21 protein-coding genes and 1 other RNA gene are annotated in these 21,310 nt (G+C 45.2%); 10 read left to right on the top strand and 12 right to left on the bottom strand.

The window, feature by feature from the left end; translation table 11 throughout:
- Positions 1 to 31: 31 nt before the first annotated feature.
- Positions 32 to 230: non-coding RNA, 6S RNA (ssrS, locus tag ACAM37_RS03975), on the top strand.
- A gap of 59 nt (positions 231 to 289) precedes the next feature.
- On the opposite strand, the gene ACAM37_RS03970 is transcribed toward ssrS, so the two are convergent.
- From ACAM37_RS03970 to hemW, 8 genes are all read right to left on the bottom strand, one after another.
- Positions 290 to 1,588 carry an NCS2 family permease gene (locus tag ACAM37_RS03970; protein WP_060995436.1) on the bottom strand — a complete coding sequence of 433 codons (1,299 nt, stop codon included), beginning with the start codon at positions 1,586 to 1,588 and terminating at the stop codon, positions 290 to 292.
- Positions 1,589 to 1,818: 230 nt separating this feature from the next.
- On the bottom strand, positions 1,819 to 3,042 hold the full coding sequence (gene gspK / locus ACAM37_RS03965; RefSeq protein WP_369626632.1) for a type II secretion system minor pseudopilin GspK: 1,224 nt from the start codon (positions 3,040 to 3,042) through the stop codon (positions 1,819 to 1,821).
- Between the two features lie 26 nt (positions 3,043 to 3,068).
- A complete protein-coding gene (gspJ, locus tag ACAM37_RS03960; protein ID WP_369626631.1) occupies positions 3,069 to 3,881 on the bottom strand; it encodes a type II secretion system minor pseudopilin GspJ in 813 nt (270 codons plus the stop codon).
- A complete protein-coding gene (gspI, locus tag ACAM37_RS03955) occupies positions 3,878 to 4,300 on the bottom strand; it encodes a type II secretion system minor pseudopilin GspI (protein ID WP_369626630.1) in 423 nt (140 codons plus the stop codon). The genes gspJ and gspI overlap by 4 nt, the downstream gene beginning before the upstream one ends.
- Positions 4,297 to 4,959, bottom strand: a complete 663-nt coding sequence (locus ACAM37_RS03950; protein WP_369626629.1) for a pilus assembly FimT family protein — start codon at positions 4,957 to 4,959, stop codon at positions 4,297 to 4,299. The genes gspI and ACAM37_RS03950 overlap by 4 nt, the downstream gene beginning before the upstream one ends.
- 100 nt (positions 4,960 to 5,059) lie before the next feature.
- On the bottom strand, positions 5,060 to 5,761 hold the full coding sequence (locus ACAM37_RS03945) for a TetR/AcrR family transcriptional regulator (protein ID WP_369626628.1): 702 nt from the start codon (positions 5,759 to 5,761) through the stop codon (positions 5,060 to 5,062).
- Between the two features lie 259 nt (positions 5,762 to 6,020).
- Positions 6,021 to 6,806, bottom strand: coding sequence for a TatD family hydrolase (locus ACAM37_RS03940; protein ID WP_369626627.1), 786 nt, complete (start codon positions 6,804 to 6,806; stop codon positions 6,021 to 6,023).
- Between the two features lie 78 nt (positions 6,807 to 6,884).
- Positions 6,885 to 8,033, bottom strand: a complete 1,149-nt coding sequence (gene hemW / locus ACAM37_RS03935; RefSeq protein WP_369626626.1) for a radical SAM family heme chaperone HemW — start codon at positions 8,031 to 8,033, stop codon at positions 6,885 to 6,887.
- 194 nt (positions 8,034 to 8,227) lie between these two features.
- On the opposite strand from hemW, the gene ACAM37_RS03930 reads away from it, so the two are divergent.
- Both ACAM37_RS03930 and ACAM37_RS03925 read left to right on the top strand, forming a co-directional pair.
- On the top strand, positions 8,228 to 9,283 hold the full coding sequence (locus ACAM37_RS03930; protein WP_369626625.1) for a hypothetical protein: 1,056 nt from the start codon (positions 8,228 to 8,230) through the stop codon (positions 9,281 to 9,283).
- Positions 9,284 to 9,491: 208 nt separating this feature from the next.
- Complete coding sequence (locus ACAM37_RS03925; protein ID WP_369626624.1) at positions 9,492 to 10,862, top strand: MATE family efflux transporter; 1,371 nt, start codon at positions 9,492 to 9,494, stop codon at positions 10,860 to 10,862.
- 210 nt (positions 10,863 to 11,072) lie between these two features.
- Here ACAM37_RS03925 and cysK read toward each other — a convergent pair whose 3' ends face one another.
- Together cysK and ACAM37_RS03915 are read right to left on the bottom strand one after the other, a co-directional pair.
- On the bottom strand, positions 11,073 to 12,089 hold the full coding sequence (gene cysK, locus ACAM37_RS03920; protein ID WP_099834123.1) for a cysteine synthase A: 1,017 nt from the start codon (positions 12,087 to 12,089) through the stop codon (positions 11,073 to 11,075).
- A gap of 211 nt (positions 12,090 to 12,300) precedes the next feature.
- Positions 12,301 to 13,200: a LysR family transcriptional regulator gene (locus ACAM37_RS03915; protein WP_369626623.1), complete on the bottom strand. Its 900-nt coding sequence runs from the start codon at positions 13,198 to 13,200 to the stop codon at positions 12,301 to 12,303.
- A 263-nt stretch (positions 13,201 to 13,463) separates the two neighbouring features.
- On the opposite strand from ACAM37_RS03915, the gene ACAM37_RS03910 reads away from it, so the two are divergent.
- The 7 genes from ACAM37_RS03910 to purB all read left to right on the top strand — a co-directional run bounded on the left by ACAM37_RS03910 (position 13,464) and on the right by purB (position 19,434).
- Positions 13,464 to 13,862, top strand: coding sequence for a CidA/LrgA family protein (locus ACAM37_RS03910; RefSeq protein ID WP_369626622.1), 399 nt, complete (start codon positions 13,464 to 13,466; stop codon positions 13,860 to 13,862).
- A 42-nt stretch (positions 13,863 to 13,904) separates the two neighbouring features.
- A complete protein-coding gene (locus ACAM37_RS03905) occupies positions 13,905 to 14,594 on the top strand; it encodes an LrgB family protein (protein ID WP_050325538.1) in 690 nt (229 codons plus the stop codon).
- 147 nt (positions 14,595 to 14,741) lie between these two features.
- Positions 14,742 to 15,563 carry a 2,3,4,5-tetrahydropyridine-2,6-dicarboxylate N-succinyltransferase gene (dapD, locus tag ACAM37_RS03900; RefSeq protein WP_369626621.1) on the top strand — a complete coding sequence of 274 codons (822 nt, stop codon included), beginning with the start codon at positions 14,742 to 14,744 and terminating at the stop codon, positions 15,561 to 15,563.
- Between the two features lie 118 nt (positions 15,564 to 15,681).
- Positions 15,682 to 16,086, top strand: a complete 405-nt coding sequence (locus ACAM37_RS03895; protein WP_060995450.1) for a carboxymuconolactone decarboxylase family protein — start codon at positions 15,682 to 15,684, stop codon at positions 16,084 to 16,086.
- 72 nt (positions 16,087 to 16,158) lie between these two features.
- Positions 16,159 to 16,881, top strand: a complete 723-nt coding sequence (queE, locus tag ACAM37_RS03890; RefSeq protein WP_135888972.1) for a 7-carboxy-7-deazaguanine synthase QueE — start codon at positions 16,159 to 16,161, stop codon at positions 16,879 to 16,881.
- Positions 16,882 to 16,954: 73 nt separating this feature from the next.
- Positions 16,955 to 17,971 (top strand): multidrug resistance efflux transporter family protein, encoded by a 1,017-nt coding sequence (locus ACAM37_RS03885; RefSeq protein WP_284034189.1) that lies wholly within the window; start codon positions 16,955 to 16,957, stop codon positions 17,969 to 17,971.
- An 80-nt stretch (positions 17,972 to 18,051) separates the two neighbouring features.
- Positions 18,052 to 19,434, top strand: coding sequence for an adenylosuccinate lyase (purB, locus tag ACAM37_RS03880; RefSeq protein ID WP_369626620.1), 1,383 nt, complete (start codon positions 18,052 to 18,054; stop codon positions 19,432 to 19,434).
- A 114-nt stretch (positions 19,435 to 19,548) separates the two neighbouring features.
- On the opposite strand, the gene nfsA is transcribed toward purB, so the two are convergent.
- Positions 19,549 to 20,325: an oxygen-insensitive NADPH nitroreductase gene (gene nfsA / locus ACAM37_RS03875; protein WP_369626619.1), complete on the bottom strand. Its 777-nt coding sequence runs from the start codon at positions 20,323 to 20,325 to the stop codon at positions 19,549 to 19,551.
- Between the two features lie 55 nt (positions 20,326 to 20,380).
- Entirely contained in the window at positions 20,381 to 21,244 is an 864-nt protein-coding gene (locus tag ACAM37_RS03870; RefSeq protein ID WP_369626618.1) for an HpcH/HpaI aldolase/citrate lyase family protein, read from the bottom strand.
- Positions 21,245 to 21,310 lie beyond the last annotated feature (66 nt).

Below are 21,310 nucleotides of genomic sequence, written 5' to 3'. Positions count from 1 at the left end.
TTGCATCATCTTAGGTAATCTGCTACAATGCGTGCATCTGGGGTATTCGCCAGTTTATGGTTTTACCTGAGCTGATAATTTATATAAGGGTATGCGTTCTTTTCACTTGTTGTGCAAGCCTGCATCCAGCTACGCTGCGATGATTCAGGAAGCCTTAAGAGTGGTTGCCATACCCACCCTGAACGTTACAGTTCATGGGTTCACATAGACAGCGGTACTCTGGACCAAAATTAAATAAAAAACCATCTAACCCAATTCGGCTAGATGGTTTTTTTTGCTCAGCCATTGATTAACTCAAAAAAATCAATTTTGCCAATAAAATCACCGTTAACACCCAAACCGCAGGGCTAACTTCTTTATAACGCCCACTCACCAATTTGGCAATGGTATAGGTAATAAAACCTAACGCAATCCCATCCGCGATTGAGAAAGTAAGCGGCGTCAACAGCAGCACTACCGCGACAGGTGACGCTTCGGTCAAGTCATCCCAATCAATCTCACGCAGCGTAAATAACATCAATACCGCGACATAAAAAATCGCCCCTGCCGTCGCATACGCAGGAATCATCCCAGCCAATGGCGCAAAAAATAACGCCAATAAAAATAACACACCTACTACAATCGCGGTCAAACCGGTGCGTCCACCTGCTGCCACGCCGGCTGTGCTTTCTACATAACTCGTTACCGATGAAGTACCTAGCAATGACCCTGCTACAGCCGCCGTTGAATCAGCAAACAAAGCTTTACCTAGATTCGGGATTTGACCGTCGGTAGACATTAACCCGGCTTTTTTGGTCACGCCGATTAATGTGCCTGATGTATCAAATAACACCACAAATAAAAAGGCAAAAATCACGCTAACCATACTCACATCAAGCGCACCTGCAATGTCTAACTGCATAAACGTCGGTGCAATCGATGGCGGCATTGATACAATCCCTGAGTAATGGGTTTCCCCTGCCAACAAGCTAATCACCGTCACAATCAAAATTGACAACATCACTGCCGCAGGGACTTTACGCTGCACAAATACGACAATCAGAAAAAAACTCAAAATCGCCATCGCAGGACCAAAATCGGTGAGTTTGCCCATGGTCACAAACGTAGCGGGACTCGCCACAATGATGCCCGAGCTTTTAAGCGCAATAAATGCTAAAAACGCCCCAATCCCTGCCACGATACCTTGTTTAAGGGTATAGGGAATCGCATTGATAATCCATTCACGCAGTTTAAAGGCACTAATCAGCACAAAGAGCAAGCCTGAAATAAATACCGCCCCCAACGCCACTTGCCAGCTTTTACCCATCCCCAAGACCACGGTAAAGGTAAAAAACGCATTTAGACCCATGCCAGGTGCCAATGCCACGGGCAAACGCGCAATCAATCCCATCAAAAAACAGCCCAGCGCTGAGGCTAGACACGTCGCCACAAATACCGCCCCTTTATCCATCCCAGCTTTTGCCAGCATGTCGGGATTGACAAAAATAATATAAGCCATGGTCAAAAAGGTTGTCAGACCTGCCAGAATTTCAGTTTTTATCGTTGTATTGCGGCCATCTATGCCAAAATAGCGCTCGATTACATTCATCTATATTCACCCAATTTATTCATCCAATTTATGCGTCTAGGTTACATCTAGGTTGCATGTGTATCCGTTGTGTTGACAACGCTTTTGTGCCCATTTTCTGCCCCATCGTCATTCAACAACACCCAAGAAAAACCCCTTATTTTACCCTAGAATACGCCAGCAACAAATAACTGATTAAAATAAACATAAAATAACTAAGAATTTTGAAGCCAATTTATTGCGCTGCAGCATTATTGGGCAAAGGGTAAAAATTGGCGGTTGTAAGTGATGAGTTGTGGTGGCGTGTTATTTTGCGTGCCATTTTGCATGTTAGGTGGTGCTGGCATGGTTGTCGCTGACACACCAGAAGCAGGCGCTGGGTCATTGTCAGCTTTGGGTAAAATCTTAGCAATTTGGCTATGCAAAAAAAGCTGCTTGTCGTCACTTTTGACGCTGACAACGACGTGAAAACTTTGACTTTGGGTGGATAACAGCTTGGCGATGCGTGCTTTGTTACGCTCGTCAATCTGGGCAAAACTTGGCAGGGCCCACAGTTGACTCAAGTTTTGCACCGGTAGGTTGTTTTCTCGGGCATTTGCCCAATTGATAATTGCCGTATCGTCGATTTGGTGGGTAGCTGCCACATTTGAAGCTGCGCTAGTGTCTTGCCCAGATTGTGAGTTGCCATCGCTGTCCGAACGGTTTGAGCCTTGCGGATAGTTGCCGCTGGCTTCGGTAGGTAAATTCACCAGTATGCTTAATAGTTCGGGCTTCACTGTGTTGATATTCATGGGCAGATAGTATGGCACTGCGGTCAGGTAAGGCGCTAATTTTTGCAATCCTTCGCTATCCATACCGCGCACATGTTGCAATTCATTGATTGAGGTAAAAGGCTGGTTGGCAATACCCATCGCCATTTTTTTGCCCGTACTTTGATAATACGCTGCTTCTGCGCCACCATCGGCACGGGTGTCACTGTCTGGGTCTTGCCAATCGAGCACCGCCATCGCAATGTTGGGCGATAAGCCATTGGCTTGTAACAGCGCTTGAAAAAAAGCCAGTGCCGTATCGTCCACGTTGCCATCGTGATACAGGTTATTAATATTAAAACGGCTGGCATCATCGTCGATTTTAATGTTGACTTTGGCTTGATTGATGGTTTGCTCAGCTATGGGTTTTGCCCAAGCGTCTGTCAAACTATCGACTTGGTTGACTTGGCTGTCTTGCGCGATCAAATTGGTCGCCATAGCTTCGCCTGCCAAGGCATATTCTCTAAGCTGCCCTTGACCTTTGGTTAGCTCAAATTCTCGAATCATCACTTTTTGATTGGCAAGCATACTGCCTGCCACGATGGTAATCGCCACCACCAACAACAAAATAGTCAGTAGCGCCATCCCTTGTTGCCCATGCCGATATGGCGGGTTTGCTATAGTAACATTTGCAAAAATTTTAGACAGAGGGCGGTTTGTTGGCATGGTGTATTTGCTAAAATTTGATTGCATTATGGGTTGGGCGCGTTTGGCGGTGTACTGGGTAACGCAAATCGCCAAGTAATCGGCTCGCCTTGGTAACTAAAACTAAGCTCGATGCCGCGTGGTAACTGCTGATAAGGCGTTAAATCTATACTGTTTTGCAAATTGCCATTTTGATCTGTTACATTATTAAGCGTGTTAGGAATCGGATTGGTTGCAGCATTCGCCGTTTGATGGGTGTTTTTTTTCGCTTGTATTTGCTGAACTTTTTGCAGGGTAGCTTCATCTGGAAAAACACTCACCGCGTCAGGCGTCAATGCTCGCCAACTGGCATCCTTGATACCTGTCAATAATACACTGGTTGCAGGGTTTTCGTTGTTGTCGTCTAACTGGTAAAAACGCCGTTTTGTCAGTGTTTCCCCCGCCACCGAATATTGTATTTTTGCTAGCATAGGTGACGGCTGATAACGCGGATCGGGCGCGGCAAAACGGATAAAACTCATTTGTGACGCATTTAATACGAAAGTTGGCGTCATAGCGTCACTATTGGTCGATGCCGTATTATTGTCAGTCGCTGACAGGATTGGCACTGCCACATAATTACTGGTTTGTGCCAAATCTTGCGACAGCTGTAAATAAGCATAATCGAGCTGTGATAATGATTTTTGATGTTGGTAGCCGCGCTCGCGACTTTTGGTCAGACTATCCATAATCTGCCATCCCGCCAATGCCAGCATCGCAAAAATCACCAATGCAATCATCAGTTCAATTAAGGTAAAGCCTTGCTGAGATGTTTTATGCGGTGCTATTGCAGCAGAGGAAGAAATAAAAAAAGGGCTCACAGCGTTGTCCCCATATCCTTTACCAGCACCGCATCAATATCCACCACGTCTTTTTTTGCGCTGCCATCGACAATAGGTGCTACGCGAATATGAATGGGTTGGGCAAAGCCTTGACTGGTTTGTATGGTTTGCGGTGAGATAACCACTTGCCATTGACGGCCTTGCGAGGTGATTTGCCGAGTATCGGATGCGGTGAGCCAAGTTTTTTGTACTCGTAATTCTGCCAGCGTGTTTTGCGCCACATAATAGCCAAAGGTTCGTGTTTTCATGTTATCCACAGATTGCACATAACTGCGACTAGCTTGGCTGGCTGATATCGCAACCACCGCCAAAATCGCTAACGCCACCATGACTTCAAGTAACGTAAATCCTTGCTGATGCTGTCTGATAGCCAGTCTATTTGAGGTAGCCACAGTCATTTTGCCACCTCGATTGCCCCAGCTTGGTTGACGATGATGGGATTGCCAACCACAAAAGTTTGTTTGTCGGCATTGGTTTTTTGGATGCTGATTTGCACCGGTGTCGCCTCACCTGTCCCAAACCACATCACAGGCGGTGCTTCGCTGCCGCTTAACCAGTTGGCGGCAGGTTGGGTATTTTGGGCGGCGGTGGTGTTAAATGGATTATCCAGTGGGCGGATTTTGACGTCAAGGTTGTCTGGCACATCTAGCGGTGCGATTTGTTTTTCTATCACCCATTGTGGGGGCGCAGGTTGCGAGGTTGTTGCGGCATTGGCATTGCGAACAGCACTTTGAGCATTAGTAAAAGCGTTTTCTAATTTAACCACCACCAGCTGATTGGGCGCGTCATTTTGCGGCAGTTTTATTGCCAACCCATAGGGCTGCATGCGTTCCGTTGATAACAAGCGTACATAATTAAGATTACTGGTCAGACGCTCATAAAACGCCGTGTTTCTACGATTTTCACTACCCCCTACCGATAAGCTCATCATCCCAGCAAAAATAGATAAAATGACGATGACTACCATAATTTCTATTAAGGTAAAACCTTGTTGCCCACCCATCGCACTGGGTGCGGGAGTGAAAGTTTTACAAGACCGACCAAACAGCAATCGCATCGTCATGCACTCAGACAAAATAGGGATAGTTTATAAAGCTTAACCGGGGGTGATGATAGTTAACTAGTATTCTTTGACATCTACTATTTGACATTTACTATTATTTGACATTGCGCGGCGTTAGGCTTGACTCAGTCTGTGAATTTGCTGTATGAGTAGCGACGCTAGGTGGGTTTGCCCCAGTAGGCGCATCGACTGATTGTACCGCAGCAGGGTATTGCTTGGGAATGTCTAAAATATGCTGAACCAAGGCAAAACGTAAAGTATCGCGGCGACCGAGATAGCGTTGATAAAAACTAGAATTCAGCAGTCCTGCACCGCCTTGACCCATCGCCCAAATGGTTGACAGATAGTCTCGGGTACTCATGGTGCTGTGTAGCGATTGCAGGTATTCAGCCGTGGTATTGATTAATCGCTTCATGCGTTCACGGCGAATTTCATACAACTGCGAAAAAAGCTTATTAAGCCCTACGGCAGAATTGGCTAAGCGTTCTTCGATTTGGTTGAGTAATATGGCTTTTTGCGGATTGATCAGTTGAAACAGCGTAAGACGTGCCACGCCTGCGGCAGGACAATCCCCGACTTCGCTCAGCGCAAGTAGTTGTTGCTCATGACGGATAATGATGCGTAAAAACAATTCATCTTTGCTGGTAAAATGCTTGTAGAGCGTACCTTTGGCTAAGTCTAGCTGCTCGGCTAAACTATCTAGCGTGATATCACCTTCCCCAGACTCTAATAGCAACTGCTCGGCAACTGCTAATATGACTGCTTCACGATTTTTGAATTGTTGTTGACGACTCATTGATTACTCCATCAGTCTGTTCTAGTAGCCCCTATTGTTGACGAGACCCGTTACATCAACCCATCTACGCACAACTGTTAAATGATAAAAAAATGCTCGCTTAATAACCTTGCATAGTAACTTTGCTTACTAATCTCGCTTAGCAACATAAGAGCAAGGTTGCTACGTATGATACATGACTGATGAGTCATTGCCAAATGTTTTATCACATAAATTTTATTACCTACTTAACAAAGTATAAAGATTTCGTTAACTATTTTTAAGCATATTGATGTAATAATGTGTCAAAATTTTGGTGAGTTAAGTGCGCGAACTCATCCATTGGCATATCATAATGCTTGGCGAGAAAATCGGCCACATAGGGCACAAAAGCAGGCTCGTTAGATTTACCGCGTTTGGGCACTGGCGCAAGGTAAGGGCTATCCGTTTCAATCAAAATGCGATCTTTAGGCAGTTTTTTCGCTACTGCTTGTAGTTCAGTGGCGTTTTTAAAGGTCACAATCCCTGATAAAGAAATATAAAAGCCCAAATCCAAGGCTTTTTTGGCAGTGTCATAATCTTCTGTGAAGCAATGAATAATGCCATGCTCGGCTTTTTCTGCTTTTAATAAATCCAATGTATCGTGCTTGGCCTCACGGGTATGGACGATAATGGGTTTTTTTAGGTGCTGGCTCGCATGAATATGGCGGGCAAAGCTCGCTTTTTGCTCTATGCTGTTTTCTGTTGACCAATAATAATCAAGCCCTGTCTCGCCAATTGCCCAAACATGCGGCTGATTTGCCATTTCAACAAGTGTTTCAACCGTTGCACTTTTTAGCATGGCAATGTCTTCGCACGGATGCACGCCCACACTCATCCCCAACGTTAGCCCGTCAATTTTCGTATTGATAATCTCATAAATAGCATCGTATTCATCCAGCTCACACATAATCGCCATAATCCGCTGCACATTGGCATTCTTGGCGGCTTGTAAGACTTGACGGATATCACCTTGATATTTTTCTAAATCCAAACGGTTTAGATGCGCATGGGTATCGGTAAACATATTACTCTCTTTTTTTAATTGATTGACGCTTAAATAAGGCTGCGGTGCATAAATTCAATCAAATGCACCGTCAAAGCGTTAGTCATCCGGTAAAAATTCTTGCAGCACTTGGTTTAAAAATAAAAACCCTTGCGCTGTGCAGTGGATATGGTCACCGTTTAACTCAACCAAACCACGATTGTGTAGTTTTATCAATTGCGGCTCAATGACTGACCATGCCAAGCCTGTTCTCTCTATCCAAAACTTTTTGGGTACGCCATTTTTTAGCCGCAGCCCATTCATCATAAATTCAAACGGTAAATCAGACGGCTCGATGGCTTGCCAACCTATCGCCGACTGATTAACCCTATAATCTTTTGGTAAGCGGGATTTGCTAAACCGGTAAATGCCATCAGGCCGCGTAACTTTACCATGCGCGCCTGCCCCAATCGCCAGATAATCGCCAAACTGCCAATAGTTGAGATTATGCTGACTGGGCTGAAAATCCGCCTGCCTTGACCATGCGGACACTTCATATTGCACAAATCCATTGGCCTTCAAAAGCTGAGCGCCTTGCTCAAAAATGTCCACCAATATCTCGTCATCGGGCAAAATCGGTGTATTGCGATAAAACACGGTATTGGGCTCAATGGTGAGCTGATACCACGAAATATGCGAAACGCCCAAATCAATCGCTTGCTGCAAATCGCTCAGGGCATCTGCCAATGTCTGATTGGGCAAGCCATGCATTAAGTCGACATTTAACTTTTTAAACCCTGCTTGCTGGGCATTGGCAATGGCTAAAAGCGCTTGCTGCGGGTTATGAATCCGCCCCAAGGTAGCAAGTTTTTGGGTTTGGAAACTTTGTACGCCAAGCGACAACCGATTGATACCGACCGCTAAATACTCATGAAATGGCGCATGCTCCACGGTGGCAGGATTGGCTTCCATGGTGATTTCACAATCGTGAGTCAGTGTTAACTGAGCATTGATACCCGCAAAAAGCTGCTGATATTGCGCAATCGGCAGTAGCGATGGCGTGCCGCCCCCAATAAAAATGGTGGCAATCTTGCGCCCTTGTACAAAGCTTAGCTGGGTTTTTAAATCCTCTAATAAGGCATCGACATAGCCTTCAAAATCAATCGGTGTACGGCTTTCATGTGAGTTAAAATCACAATACGGGCATTTTTTAACACACCAAGGAATATGGATATAAAGCGATAAAGGGATAAGGTTTGGATTTGGCATTAATCAGTAACTAATTCATTTGATTGATAATTTAACACGCTATAGCCAATAATTTTTTGATGATAATCGTTACTATTTGGCTATACTTTAAAAAATAACAATGGTAGCATAGCCCCAAACTTTTATTTTGATTTTATTTAATAATTTATCGCTATTTGTTATTGCTATTTTATTTATTCTCGAGGATTGTCATCATGTCATATACCCAAGTGCCTTATAAAAAAGCACCTTGTAAAAAAGCGTCTTATAAAATAGGCATGCTAACTGCGCTCACCATCGCCCTATCTGCGTGTGGCGGCTCAGGTAGTGAGACTGTCGACAATGCCCTAAACGATGCCAACGATAGTTATAAAAACATTGCAACGGATGTCCGCGATGCCTATAAAAAAGTCGAGGATAAATTAACCAATAAAGAAAAAAGCATGGCAGAGATTTTACAAAGTATCTTTTTGCCCGAAGACAGCTTAGATAATTTTTTGGACAAAATCACCCCAGAAGGCGGTAAAGGAGGGTTGTATGTTGGCTATTTTGTAGAAGACAACGACAACGAGCCCAATGATAGCGACCTGGGTGTGGTGTATTTTGATATTGGCAATGATTATGCCGCCTCAGTGTATGGTCAAATGAGCTATCAACAAAAAACTTGCCAAGACCCAAACACCTTAACCACAGAAAAAAACGCTATTAAAACTGACGAAGCGATGGGTGGTGTGCTGTCTGGCACACTCGACCCAGCAGCAAAATTTGATAATACGGTTCTTAAATTTTTACAGTTTGACGAATTAAAAACCTCTGTGGCGGGCATGCCATTTAATGGCGATTATGATAGCAATCGCGATTATTGGGATGGTCAATATAGTTATCAGGTCGGTGTCGATTTTGGCAGAGAATTATCTGACAATAAAGACGGCTGTGATGTCAACTATACCTTAGGCGGCGATGGCGATTTTAAAGTATTGCCACTCACTGCTACTGTCGGCAATTTAGGCGTTAACATTACGGGGACAGGTAGTACCCTAAACCTCAATTGGACTGCGCCTGCTAATACGGCTCGCACGCTTGTCACCCAAATCAACTTGGATAAAGCCACTGACCGCGGTATGGGTTTTGTACGCACTAACCAATTAACCTACGGCACTACTTTTACACCGTTTGTGGATGCCACCAAAGCCAATTATGCGTTTGTGGTACAAACCTTTGATGCGACTAATAAACTGACAGGCTATCAAGCCATGATTAAAGCGCTTTAAAAGCTACTGTTGAAGAAAGCCTTTATCAAATTGTAGCGACATTTGATAAAGGCTTTTTTATGTTGATGCTATTACAATCAAACGCTAACTTTTTTGACCTGTTAATTTGCTGACCTGTTAAACAATAAATTAAACAATAAAAAATCATGCCACAAAATCTGTTAAACTGCCGCCTTTATTGAATTTTCAACGAATATTTGGTCATTACATGCTGTCAGCTATTGCTCGTCAAGACTTAAAACAATTATTTGTCTTGACCTTACCTATTTTAATCACCCAGATTTGCCAGTCAGGGCTCGCCTTGGTCGACACCTTACTCGCTGGGCAAGTCTCCGCGCTAGATTTATCGGGCGTGGCAATCGGCGCGGGTATTTGGATGCCCACGTTTTTGCTAGCAGTTGGTATTTTGCTTGCCACCACGCCATTGATTGGGGAAGCGATTGGTCAGCAGCAACTACAAAAAGTGCCGTTTATTACCCAACAATCGCTGTGGCTGGCGCTTATCATCGGTATGATAGGGTTTGTGCTGGTCAATCAGCTGCATTATTTGTTTGATTGGATGAAGGTACCGAAGGATATTCAGCACATCGCGCAAAAATTCTTGTTTGGTATCTCTTTTGGGTTTCCTGCAGTCTGTCTATACACCTCGCTGCGCTGCTACACCGAAAGCTTAAAACATCCCACCGTGGTCATGGTGATTAGCCTCATTGGTTTGATTTTAAATGTGCCGCTTAGCTATGCGTTTATTCATGGCGTCACCCTCGGTGAAACTGTGCTAATTCCTGCTATGGGCGGCGCAGGCTGTGGTTTTGCCTCTGGGATTGCGTTATGGATAAATTTATTGATGTTGGTAAGCTATTTGACTTTGAGCCCCCAGCCAGATTTTGCCAACCAACGCTTTTTTGCCAATTTTGCTGGCATGGATGTTGCTCAGTTGCGTCAGCAATTATCGATCGGTATTCCCATTGGTATGTCGATTTTTTTTGAAGTGAGCGCGTTTAGTCTAGCTTCCATTATCATCAGCCCACTGGGTGAAATCGCGGTGGCAAGCCATCAGGTAGCGTTGACGATTTCATCGCAGTTATTCATGTTCCCGTTTTCAGTCGCGATGGCGCTCACCATCATGGTGTCTAATCGCTATGGCGCCAAAGATTACCGAGCGCTTAAACGTATCAAGCTCATTGGCATTGCCGTAGCCACGTCATTTGCGGTGATTAGCATGTTGTTAACTGCCATTTTTCGGCAAACGCTGCCAACTTTCTTTAGTGAAAATCCCCAAGTGATTCAGCAAGCCGCGCTGTTGTTATGGTTTGCCACCGTGTATCAGTTGTTTGATGCCTGGCAGGTCAATTTTGCGGGGATTTTGCGCGGTATGCAAGATACCACAGTGCCGATGTTTATCACCTTGTTTTGCTATTGGGTAGTGGCGATTCCGCTGGGTACCTATTTGGTGCGCCATACCGATATGGGTGCTAAAGGATTTTGGATCGCGCTGGTTGCAGCGCTGGGATTGGCGTCAGTGCTGTTAGGAACGCGTTTATTACGTCAGCAAAAACGCTTAAAAATGGCTTGGCAATAAAAATAAGTCGGTAATAAAAATGACTTGAAAAAAATGAGTGGCAATGATTAGCAAATTCGCTTAGGCTATTAATTGTGGGTTATTCGTTATGGGTCATGGGTTGATGACAATATTTGGGTTATTCAACCGATGATTTTATAGATATTTTAAATTAAAAATAAAGTAAAAAAGGGCTAACTAACGCCCTTTTTTATCGTTCATGAAAGCTTGTTAATTAAAGTTTTCGCCAGTGAAGATACCATCAAATAGCACACTGGTTAAATAACGCTCACCACTGTCTGGCAAAATAACCACAATGGTTTTGCCTTGCATCTCAGGGCGGCTTGCTAGTTGATACGTCGCCTGCAGCGCTGCACCGCAAGAGATACCACATAAAATACCTTCTTGGGTCATCGCCCTTCTTGCCCATGCAATCGCATCATCGCCAGTTACTGTGATGACTTCATCAAGCAAATCAAGCGCAAGATTTTTTGGGATAAAGTTGGCGCCAATCCCTTGGATTTTATGGGGACCTGGGGTAATAGGTTTGCCTTCACGTGTCTGGGTAATAATCGGTGATTCCGCAGGCTCAACCGCGACGGTATAAAGCGGCTGATGTTTGATTTGTTTAAAATAACGAGCGATACCCGAAATCGTCCCGCCTGTACCCACGCCTGCGACTAGCGCATCGACCTTGCCCGCTGTGGCATTAAAAATCTCAGGTGCGGTGGTTTTGACATGGGTGTCTTGGTTGGCAGGGTTATCAAACTGTTGCGGCAAAAAGTATTCGCCAGGATGGTTGTCATGGATTTCTTGCGCAGCTTCCACTGCACCTTTCATACCTAGCGAAGGCTCAGTGAGCACCAAGTGTGCGCCCAACGCAGCCAGCACTTTACGGCGCTCCATACTCATTGAAGCTGGCATGGTCAGCGTGATTTTATACCCTTTGGCTGCTGCCACAAACGCCAACGCAATCCCCGTGTTGCCACTGGTCGGCTCGATGATTTGCATACCTGGCTTTAATAACCCTGCTTGCTCGGCGGCTTGCACCATGCCCGCACCAATTCGGCATTTGACCGAAAACGCCGGGTTACGGCTTTCGATTTTGGCAAGCACGGTCACCCCCTGTGGCATGATATGGTTAAGACGGACCAGCGGCGTGTTACCAATCGCATCGGCATTGTTGGCATATACCGCTGTGCCAAGGTTGGCGGGTGCGGTGTAGTGATCATCAGGTTGTTGTAGCATAGGTATTCCCTTTTTTTGAGATATTGTTGAATGATTTTACGGCAGTGATCTTGCGGTGTCTAACGCCATTTGGTAAATTCCATATATCAAAAAGCATTAACGCACGGGGCTATAACACAAGGCTGTAACACAAAGCCGTAACACGAGACTCTAAGCAGGTCTATCAAATGTTTATAACCTGTCGATTAATCTTTCCTATTAAACTTTCCCATTAAATTTTATTATTAGCTTGGCGCTGTACTATGTTTAGCCAAGCTTGCATCGCTGGGGTCAGCGGTCGGTGTTTTCGCCATGCCATCACCATTTGCCAAGTCAAATTGGGCTGGACGAGCGGCAGGCAAACAAGCTGTTTGTCATCGAGTTTATCGGTATAATATTTGGGCAGTAGCGTCACCCCCATGTTTTTTTTCAACAATGTCGTCAGTAGTTGCCATTGGTTGGTGTGGCAAATGATATTGGGTTCAAAGCCAAGTTTTTGGCATTCTTCGACAATCATTGAGGTAAATGACGAATGGGACGCAAACAACATCAACGACGCATTTTTTAAAGATTTTAAAGTCACTTGTTTGATGGTATTGCCCATATGCTGCCGGTGTGCCACCATCATAATGGGATAATCGCATACCGGGATATAATCAAAGTCCTCTTCAATCGGTTGCATCAAGGTACACACATCAAGCGTATCATCGAGCAAGGCTTGTTTTAACGACTCTGCGCCATCTTCTAGCAACGACAGCTCAATATGGCGATAGGTTTGATAAAACTCAAAAATCGCATCGCTCAACAACTCACCCCCGAGCGGTGACAACCCTAGCCGCAGCTGCCCGCGATCCATGTGCTGATATTGCGTCACCGTCTGCTCAAGGTAGCCGACATGTTGCAGCACAGTCTGCGCCTGCTCATATACCAATGCACCAATTTCGGTCAGCGCAATATCCCGCTTGCGGCTCATCAGTTGCTTATCAAAGAGCGCCACGCCCAGCGTATCTTCCAAATTAGAAATGGCTTTGGTGACTGTCGGCTGCGTCAAACTCAATGTCTCGGCAGCATGAGAAAATCCGCCGGTCTTCACCACAGTGATAAAGCATTGAAGTTGTTTTAAGGTCATCATGTGTTTGCACTGCCCAAAATAGCTTTATAGTGTTATAGCTTTGTTTTTTAGCTTTATAATTTTATAGTTTTGTAGCTTTATAGATTTTACGCATAATTTTAAAACTATTATTCATATTTTTTGTTAATGGGTTTTTTATACTAGATACCTTAATTATTGATGACTTTTTTACCATGAAACGCGCTATGAATCTTTCAACTTTTCAGCAGATTTTCCCCCATAAACTGGTGCCCCATAAACTGCTATCACATAGAATAGACCCTATGTTACAACAGCCTCTGGTCAAAATTTTACTGCAAATCACCCTCATTGGTGTGGTATGGGGCTCAGCTGACATCCTCAAAAAGTTATTCAACCTCCCTATGTCATCTGGCATTGTAGGGCTGTTTTTGATGCTGGGATTGCTATTAACTGGGGTAATTAAACCCAACTGGGTCAATATCGGCGCGAAGTTTATCTTGGGCGAGTTGGTGCTGTTATTTATTCCGCTGATGATGTCGATTACCCAATATCAGCAGTTATTTTTTGCTAAAGGTTGGCAGCTGATGATTACCATTGTCGTGAGTACGGCACTGGTGATGCTGAGCTCTGCCATCACTTTTATGCTAGGCAATCGTGTTAAGCGCGCGTGGTATCGCCGTACACACCATACACATCATTAATCATTAATCATTAATCATTAATCATACCAATCGTAATTTACTATGAATATTATCTCTATCGGCTGTTTAATCTGGACTATCTTGGCGTATGTTTTAGCAAAGCGGGTCTATGCCCGTTTCCCAAAATTTTGGCTCAATCCTGCCATCACAGTGGCGACGGTAACGATTATTTTGATGATTGTGCTTGGGATTTCTTACCAAACCTATTTTGCCGATACTGCTTGGATTGTTGAGTTGTTAGGCCCTGCCACCGTGGCATTTGCCATACCGATTTATCAGTATCGTCAATTGATTTACCGCTATGCTGTCGTGCTTGCGGTGTCGATTGTGGTGGGCATGTTGGTGGGTATTGCTAGCATCATGGTGTTTGCTAGCGTGTTTAAATTTGATGCCACCCTCACCTACAGTTTGATGGCACGGTCAATTTCTACCCCATTTGCGATTGATTTGGCGCAGCAGATTCATGGTTCAGCGGCGCTCGTGTCGCTATTTACTTTAATTACTGGGGTGGTCGGCATGGTGATTGGCGATATGGTACTGGCATGGTCAAAAATTCGTTTTCATCTTGCCCACGGCGTGGCATTTGGTAATGCATCACATGGTTTTGGTACCGCAAGAGCCAGTCAGCGCCATGAAAGCGAAGGCGTGATTGCCAGTTTGACGATGGTATTGGCAGGGTTGTTTATGGTGTTTTTTGGCCCTGCGCTGATTCATTTAATGACGGCTATTTAACCCATGCTTTTTAATACGTGCTGTGATTTTACAATACCTCAAAGCTGTCTACTTATGAAAACTTGCCAAAATGACGTATTAATATTTGCCAAACAAAATAAAATTAGCGACAATGACCTACCTTTTTTTGGATTGTAGGAAAAAATTATGTCATTACAACAGATTATTGAAGATGCGTTTGAAAACCGTGCCAACTTCAACCCCAATGACGCCACCGACGATGTGCGTGCCGCCGTCAATGAAGTGCTCGCCCAGCTCGATGCAGGTACCTTGCGTGTGGCAGAGAAAAAAGACGGTGAATGGATCGTCAACCAATGGGTGAAAAAAGCGGTATTATTATCCTTTCGTCTGAATGACAACCGCATCATGAATGGCGGTCGTGACCTGCAATTCTTTGATAAAGTCGAAACCAAATTTTCAGATTGGGGCGATGAACAATTTGCCAAAGCGGGTGTGCGCGTGGTGCCACCTGCCGTCGCGCGTAAAGGCTCATACATTGCCAAAGGCGCTATCTTAATGCCATCTTACGTCAATATCGGCGCCTATGTCGATGAAGGCACAATGGTCGATACGTGGGCAACGGTGGGTTCATGCGCCCAAATCGGTAAAAACGTTCATCTATCAGGCGGTGTCGGCATTGGCGGCGTCCTTGAGCCACTACAAGCCAACCCCACCATCATTGAAGACAACTGCTTTATCGGTGCGCGCTCAGAAATCGTTGAAGGTGTGATTGTTGAGGAAGGCTCGGTGATTTCGATGGGCGTGTATATCGGTCAATCAACCAAAATCCTAGACCGCGAAACGGGCAAAATCAGTTACGGCCGTATTCCTGCAGGGTCGGTGGTCGTGTCGGGCAGTTTGCCAAGCAAAGATGGCTCGCATAGCTTGTACTGTGCGGTAATCGTGAAAAAAGTGGACGCGCAAACCCGCTCTAAAACCTCCATCAACGATTTGCTCAGAATGGACTAGATTTTTAGTCAAGATAACCGTAAATTATTTAAAGCAAATCAGCCATGGTTTGCTTTTTTTATAGCCTTCAGCAAATTTTATAACGCTTATCTTTATAGCCTTTATTAAAGGAAACAGTATGTCATCACAACAAAACACCGCGTATGACAACGGCATTGCGGTACGCAAACAAGTCATGGGCGAAGCGCATGTGGAGCGTGCCATGTCACAAGTCACCGAATTTACTGCACCACTACAAGACTGGATTAATGAACACGCGTGGGGCTCAACATGGCAACGCGACGGCACTGATGGCAAAGGAATAGACCGCAAAACCCGCTCACTAGTCACCCTCGCCTTTTTAATCGCGCAAAAATCCCCAACAGAACTAAAAGGGCATATTCGCGGGGCGATTAATAACGGCGCAAGTGTAGCAGAAATTCAAGAAGTGCTACTGCATAGTCTACCTTATTGCGGTGCACCAGCGGCTCAAGAAGCCTATCGTGCTGCAGTGGACGTGTTAACCGAAATGAAATTGCTTTAACCGCTGAACACAAAGATTTATTGGCATAAATTTGATAAAATAAACGCTAATTTTTATTAGTTAATCACATTTATGCCAAATTCAACGCTACCCATCCGCAATACCGCCATTCCCACCACTGACCCCGAAGCAGGACTTAAAGTCACTGAGATTTTTTACTCGCTGCAAGGTGAAGCCTTGACCGCAGGATTACCGACGATTTTTATTCGCTTGACTGGCTGCCCGCTGCGCTGCGTGTATTGTGATACCGAATATGCCTTTGTCGGCGGCGAGCGCATGAGTTTGGCAGGGATTTTGGCAGTGTGTCAGAGTTTTCCGTGCCAGCGTATTTGTTTGACAGGTGGCGAACCTTTAGCCCAGCCCAATGCAATCGCTTTGATGAACTTGCTACTGGCGCATGGCTACGAGATTTCGCTTGAAACTTCGGGCGCGCTGTCCGTGGCAGAGGTGCCAACGGCAGTCTCTAAGGTCATGGATATCAAAACCCCAAGCTCTCAAGAAGCCGATAAAAATCTGTGGCAAAACCTCCCCTACTTAACTGCCCATGACCAAATCAAATTTGTCATTATGAATCGCGACGATTATGACTGGTCAAAACAAATCCTCGCAGACTACCAACTGGATAAAAAAGTCGCGACGGTATGGTTTTCTCCGATGTTTAATGTGGAAGAACGTCAAACCAATATACCTACCCTTGCCACTGACTTGGCAGAATGGATACTTGCCGATGCGCTGCCAGTGCGTTTTCAACTGCAACTGCATAAAATCATTTGGGCAGATGCCAAAGGCAAATAGCCGCTGCCAAATAGCCACTGCCAAATAGCCGCTGTCAAATCGTTAGAATACAACTTAGGGAAATATCAAGCCAATGGGAAAAATGATTGTTTGGGGGCTGATTGCGTCGGCTTTTTTTAGCACGTCGTTTGTACTGTATCAATTGATGAGTGTACAAGGCGGACATTGGTTTTGGTCAGCAAGTTTTCGCTGTTTTTTTATGTGGCTGTTGTTATCGGTTTTTATTTTGCTGCAAAACAAATTGAATCCGTCCAAGCTGATAGCGCTATGTAAACTATTTGCCAGTCATTGGCAGTTTTGGTGTGTGACGGGCGGTATTGGGCTTGGCACATATGGACTGCTGGCGTTTGCGGCAGATTATGCGCAAGCGTGGGTGATTGCCGCAACCTATTTATTCACTGTGGTGGCAAGCTTGGTGGTGCTGAGTTTTTTTGGGCAATCATTTCAAAAAAAAGTCATTGTGTATTCGGTGATTGTATTTATCGGTGTGGTACTTGCCAATGTGGGTGAAGGGTTAAGGCATAGCACGAGCCAAGGCACTGATTGGCATGCTTTGTTGCTATTTGGTGCGCTGCCTGCCTTTATTGCCAGTTTTTGTTTTCCCTTAGGTAATCAATTGATTTGGCAAGCAGCACAACCCAAAGGGCACTCTACCCATCCTACCGATGCAATAAGCAAGGCAGCGAACAATGAAACGAGCAAATTGCTACAAAAAGTACCGCAAGTGACTTCCCCGCTGCTATCAAATCCCTTGCATAAAGTCTGGCTGATGTCGCTAGGGTCATTGCCAATATGGTTGGTATTAGGCATCATGGTACAACCGCCCGCGCCCAGTGTCTCACAAATGACCATTAGTTTTTTGGTTGCCTTGATGGCAGGTGTGCTAGGTACGACCACTTTTTTACATGCCCGTAGTCTTGCCAAACAGCCACAACAACTGGCCGCCGTCGATGCCACACAAGGCAGTGAAATTATTTTTGCGTTGTTAGGCGGTATGTTGCTGCTGCACACGCCCATGCCATCAGGCTTAAGTTTTGTGGGGATTGCGTTGGTGATTATTGGGCTTGTACTGTTTGCCAAGCAACGCTAGCGGTAGTCCACGTTGTCATAGTTTGCTATAATGCAGGCACTTTTACATTAACCCTTTATTTAACCAATTAGGATTATTTGATGAATACTTTGACCGCTCTTTCACCTATTGATGGTCGCTATGCCAGTAAAGTGGATAGTTTACGTCCTTACCTGTCAGAATTTGGCTTGATTCATGCCCGTGTGACGGTGGAAGTGCGCTGGTTGCAGACCCTTGCCAATCATGCAGATATTCATGAAATTCAGCCTTTTTCGGCAGCGACCAATGAGCGCTTAGACGCGATTGTAGCCAATTTTAGCGAAGCAGACGCGATGCGTATCAAAGACATCGAACGCACCACCAACCATGATGTCAAAGCCGTTGAATACTTTTTAAAAGAAAAAATTGCCGACATCGATGCGCTAAAAGACGCGGGTGAATTTATCCATTTTGCCTGTACCTCTGAAGATATCAATAACTTATCACACGCATTGATGTTAAAATCTGGTCGTGACGTACTGGCGCAATCGATGCAAAAAATCATTGATGAGATTGCCGCACTCGCCGAAACCCATGCCGACCAACCCATGCTCTCACGCACGCATGGGCAAACCGCGAGCCCAACGACTTTGGGTAAAGAAATGGCAAACGTGGCGTACCGCCTGCATCGCCAACTCAAGCAATTTAATAACGTAGAATTGCTAGGTAAAATCAATGGTGCAGTGGGTAACTACAACGCCCACCTGTCAGCCTATCCACAGATTGACTGGGCAAAAAATGCCGAGCACTTTGTCACTAGCCTTGGGTTGACCTTTAATCCGTATACCACCCAAATTGAGCCACACGACTATATCGCCGAATTGTTTGACGCGCTGCGCCGTTACAATACCATTTTGATTGATTTTAACCGCGATGTATGGACCTATATCTCCTTGGGTTATTTCAAACAAAAACTCAAAGATGGCGAAGTGGGCTCATCCACCATGCCACACAAAGTCAACCCAATCGACTTTGAAAACTCAGAAGGTAATCTAGGTATTGCTAATGCCATGCTCGCGCATTTGGGTGAAAAACTGCCGATTTCTCGTATGCAGCGCGACTTGACCGACTCGACAGTCCTTCGCAATATGGGGGTAGGTTTTGCTCAAAGTTTGATTGCCTTTGACGCCTGCTTAAAAGGTATTGGCAAATTAGAGCTTAACGCTAGTCGTCTCAATGAAGACCTAGAACTTGCACAAGAAGTATTGGCTGAGCCAATCCAAACCGTGATGCGTCGCTACAATGTTGAAAAACCTTATGAGAAACTAAAAGCCTTGACCCGCGGTCAAGCCATGACTCGTGAGATGATGGTCAACTTCGTCAATGGTGATGAACTGGCAGCGGTACCAGAAACTGAGCGTCAACGTTTGGCTGATTTGACCCCTGCCACTTATACAGGTAATGCAGCACAGCAAGCCAAAAACTTAAAAAATTTATTAAAATAAGACTTTTTCGCTCATCAAAAAGGACGCTTAGGCGTCCTTTTTTTACGTGATTTTTTTTTAAATCGAGTTTTTTACAGAATTTTTTTTAGGTGAGTTTGTTGATTAAACTTTGGGTTATTTTTTGGCATAGCCTTGTTGGTTAAGATAAGGCAGCACCTCGGGACGGACGGGTTTGTCCAAATAACTTTCAATGGTTTGCACCCAATCTGACCCTGCTTGCCCACGCGCCGCATAATAATCTGCAACGGTTTGGTTATACTGGTCTAATGCGGATTTGTCAGCGGGTTCATATTGGTTGGTGGAAACTACCAATGCCTTTGGCAAACGTGGACGCATGGCAGGGTTTTGGTCAGGATAACCCAATGCCATGCCAAATAGCGGCACCACGCCTTGTGGCAGTTTGAGTATGTCGCCCATCCGTCTGATGTCATTGCGGATACTGCCCAAATACACACCACCCAATCCTATGCTCTCAGCCGCTAGTAGCAGATTTTGCGCCATAATGGCTGCGTCAACCGCACCCACAATGGTGACTTCAGTCCAATCAATTTGCGCATTGGGTACAAGGGTTTGATGGCGGTGGTTGTCCATACAAAAAATTAGTAGCTCGGCACACTGCTCTACATAGGGATGACCGTATTTTTCCCCGTCTTTGGCTTGCTGGGCATCGGCGCAAATACGGCGGATGTCATAGCGCCGCTTTGCATCTGTGACTCGAATGATGCTTGCTGACTGCAAAAATCCCGATGATGAGCCTGCCATCCCCGCTTCGATGAGCTGCTCAAACGTTGCTGCATCTATTGGCTGGTTGGTGAATTTGCGAATCGAGCGATGATTGAGTATCGTCTCTAGGATGGGTTTACTATTACTATGCTCACTAAGTGTTGTCATGATTTTCCTTGTTATGGTTTATGTTGTTATAAGTTGGGTTAGGGTTTGATTAGCCTTAGGGTTGGTATTTTTCAATCAGCTTTTGCGCTTGCACAATTACCGGAGTATCCACCATCTGTCCATCCATGGCAAATGCAGCAAGTCCTGTCTGTGCATAATGATCCACCACTTTTTTGGCAAAGGCAAGCTGTGCTTGGCTGGGTCTAGCCAGTGCATTGACAATAGCGACTTGGTTTGGATGAATACATAGCATCCCTGAAAAACCCAAATCGCGCCACCCGTTGACCCGCTGGGTCAAACCGTCATCGTCATTAAAAGGCGGGTACACGCATTCAATCGGTGGGGTGAGCGCATTGATAGCACTATGCAAGCTTAGCTGATAACGGATTTGGTTGGCAACCATCTGCCCAGCCTCGCTGTCTGCGCGCACGCCCAATTTTTCACAGATATCCAAAAAACCAAAACTGAGCGCAGTCAAGCCTGCCGCAGCGGCGATGTCGGGTATATTTGCCATGCCTTTGGGTGTCTCAATCAAGGCAATCATGGGTTTGGCGAGCGCATGACGGACGCGGTCAATCTCTAGGGCGTGCTCGACTTTGGGTAGCACTACCCCAATCACGTTGTTCATTGCAGACGCTGGCAAAGATTTGAGCAAATCAATATCGCCCGCTTGGTGGTTACTACTTGCGGCATTGATACGCACCCAAACAGGCTGGGCATCGGCACCGCTTAGATAATTGACCACATTGTCACGCGACTGCCTTTTGACACTATCACTGACCGCATCTTCTAAGTCAATTATCACCGTATCTGCGCCACGGGCAAAGGCTTTTTCCACCCGCTCAATATTGATGGCGGGTACAAACAAATAACTGGTTGCACTCAATCCTTTGGGTTTTGCTACATTGTTTTCGCTCATGCGACATCCTTTTTCGTCCATTTTTGGTGACATATTCTTTTTGGCAAACAACTTAAACAGCTTATC

Source organism: Moraxella sp. K23, from assembly GCF_041154765.1.
GTDB classification, from domain to species: Bacteria; Pseudomonadota; Gammaproteobacteria; order Pseudomonadales; family Moraxellaceae; genus Faucicola; species Faucicola tetraodonis.
This window is presented reverse-complemented; position numbering and strand designations above follow the sequence as displayed.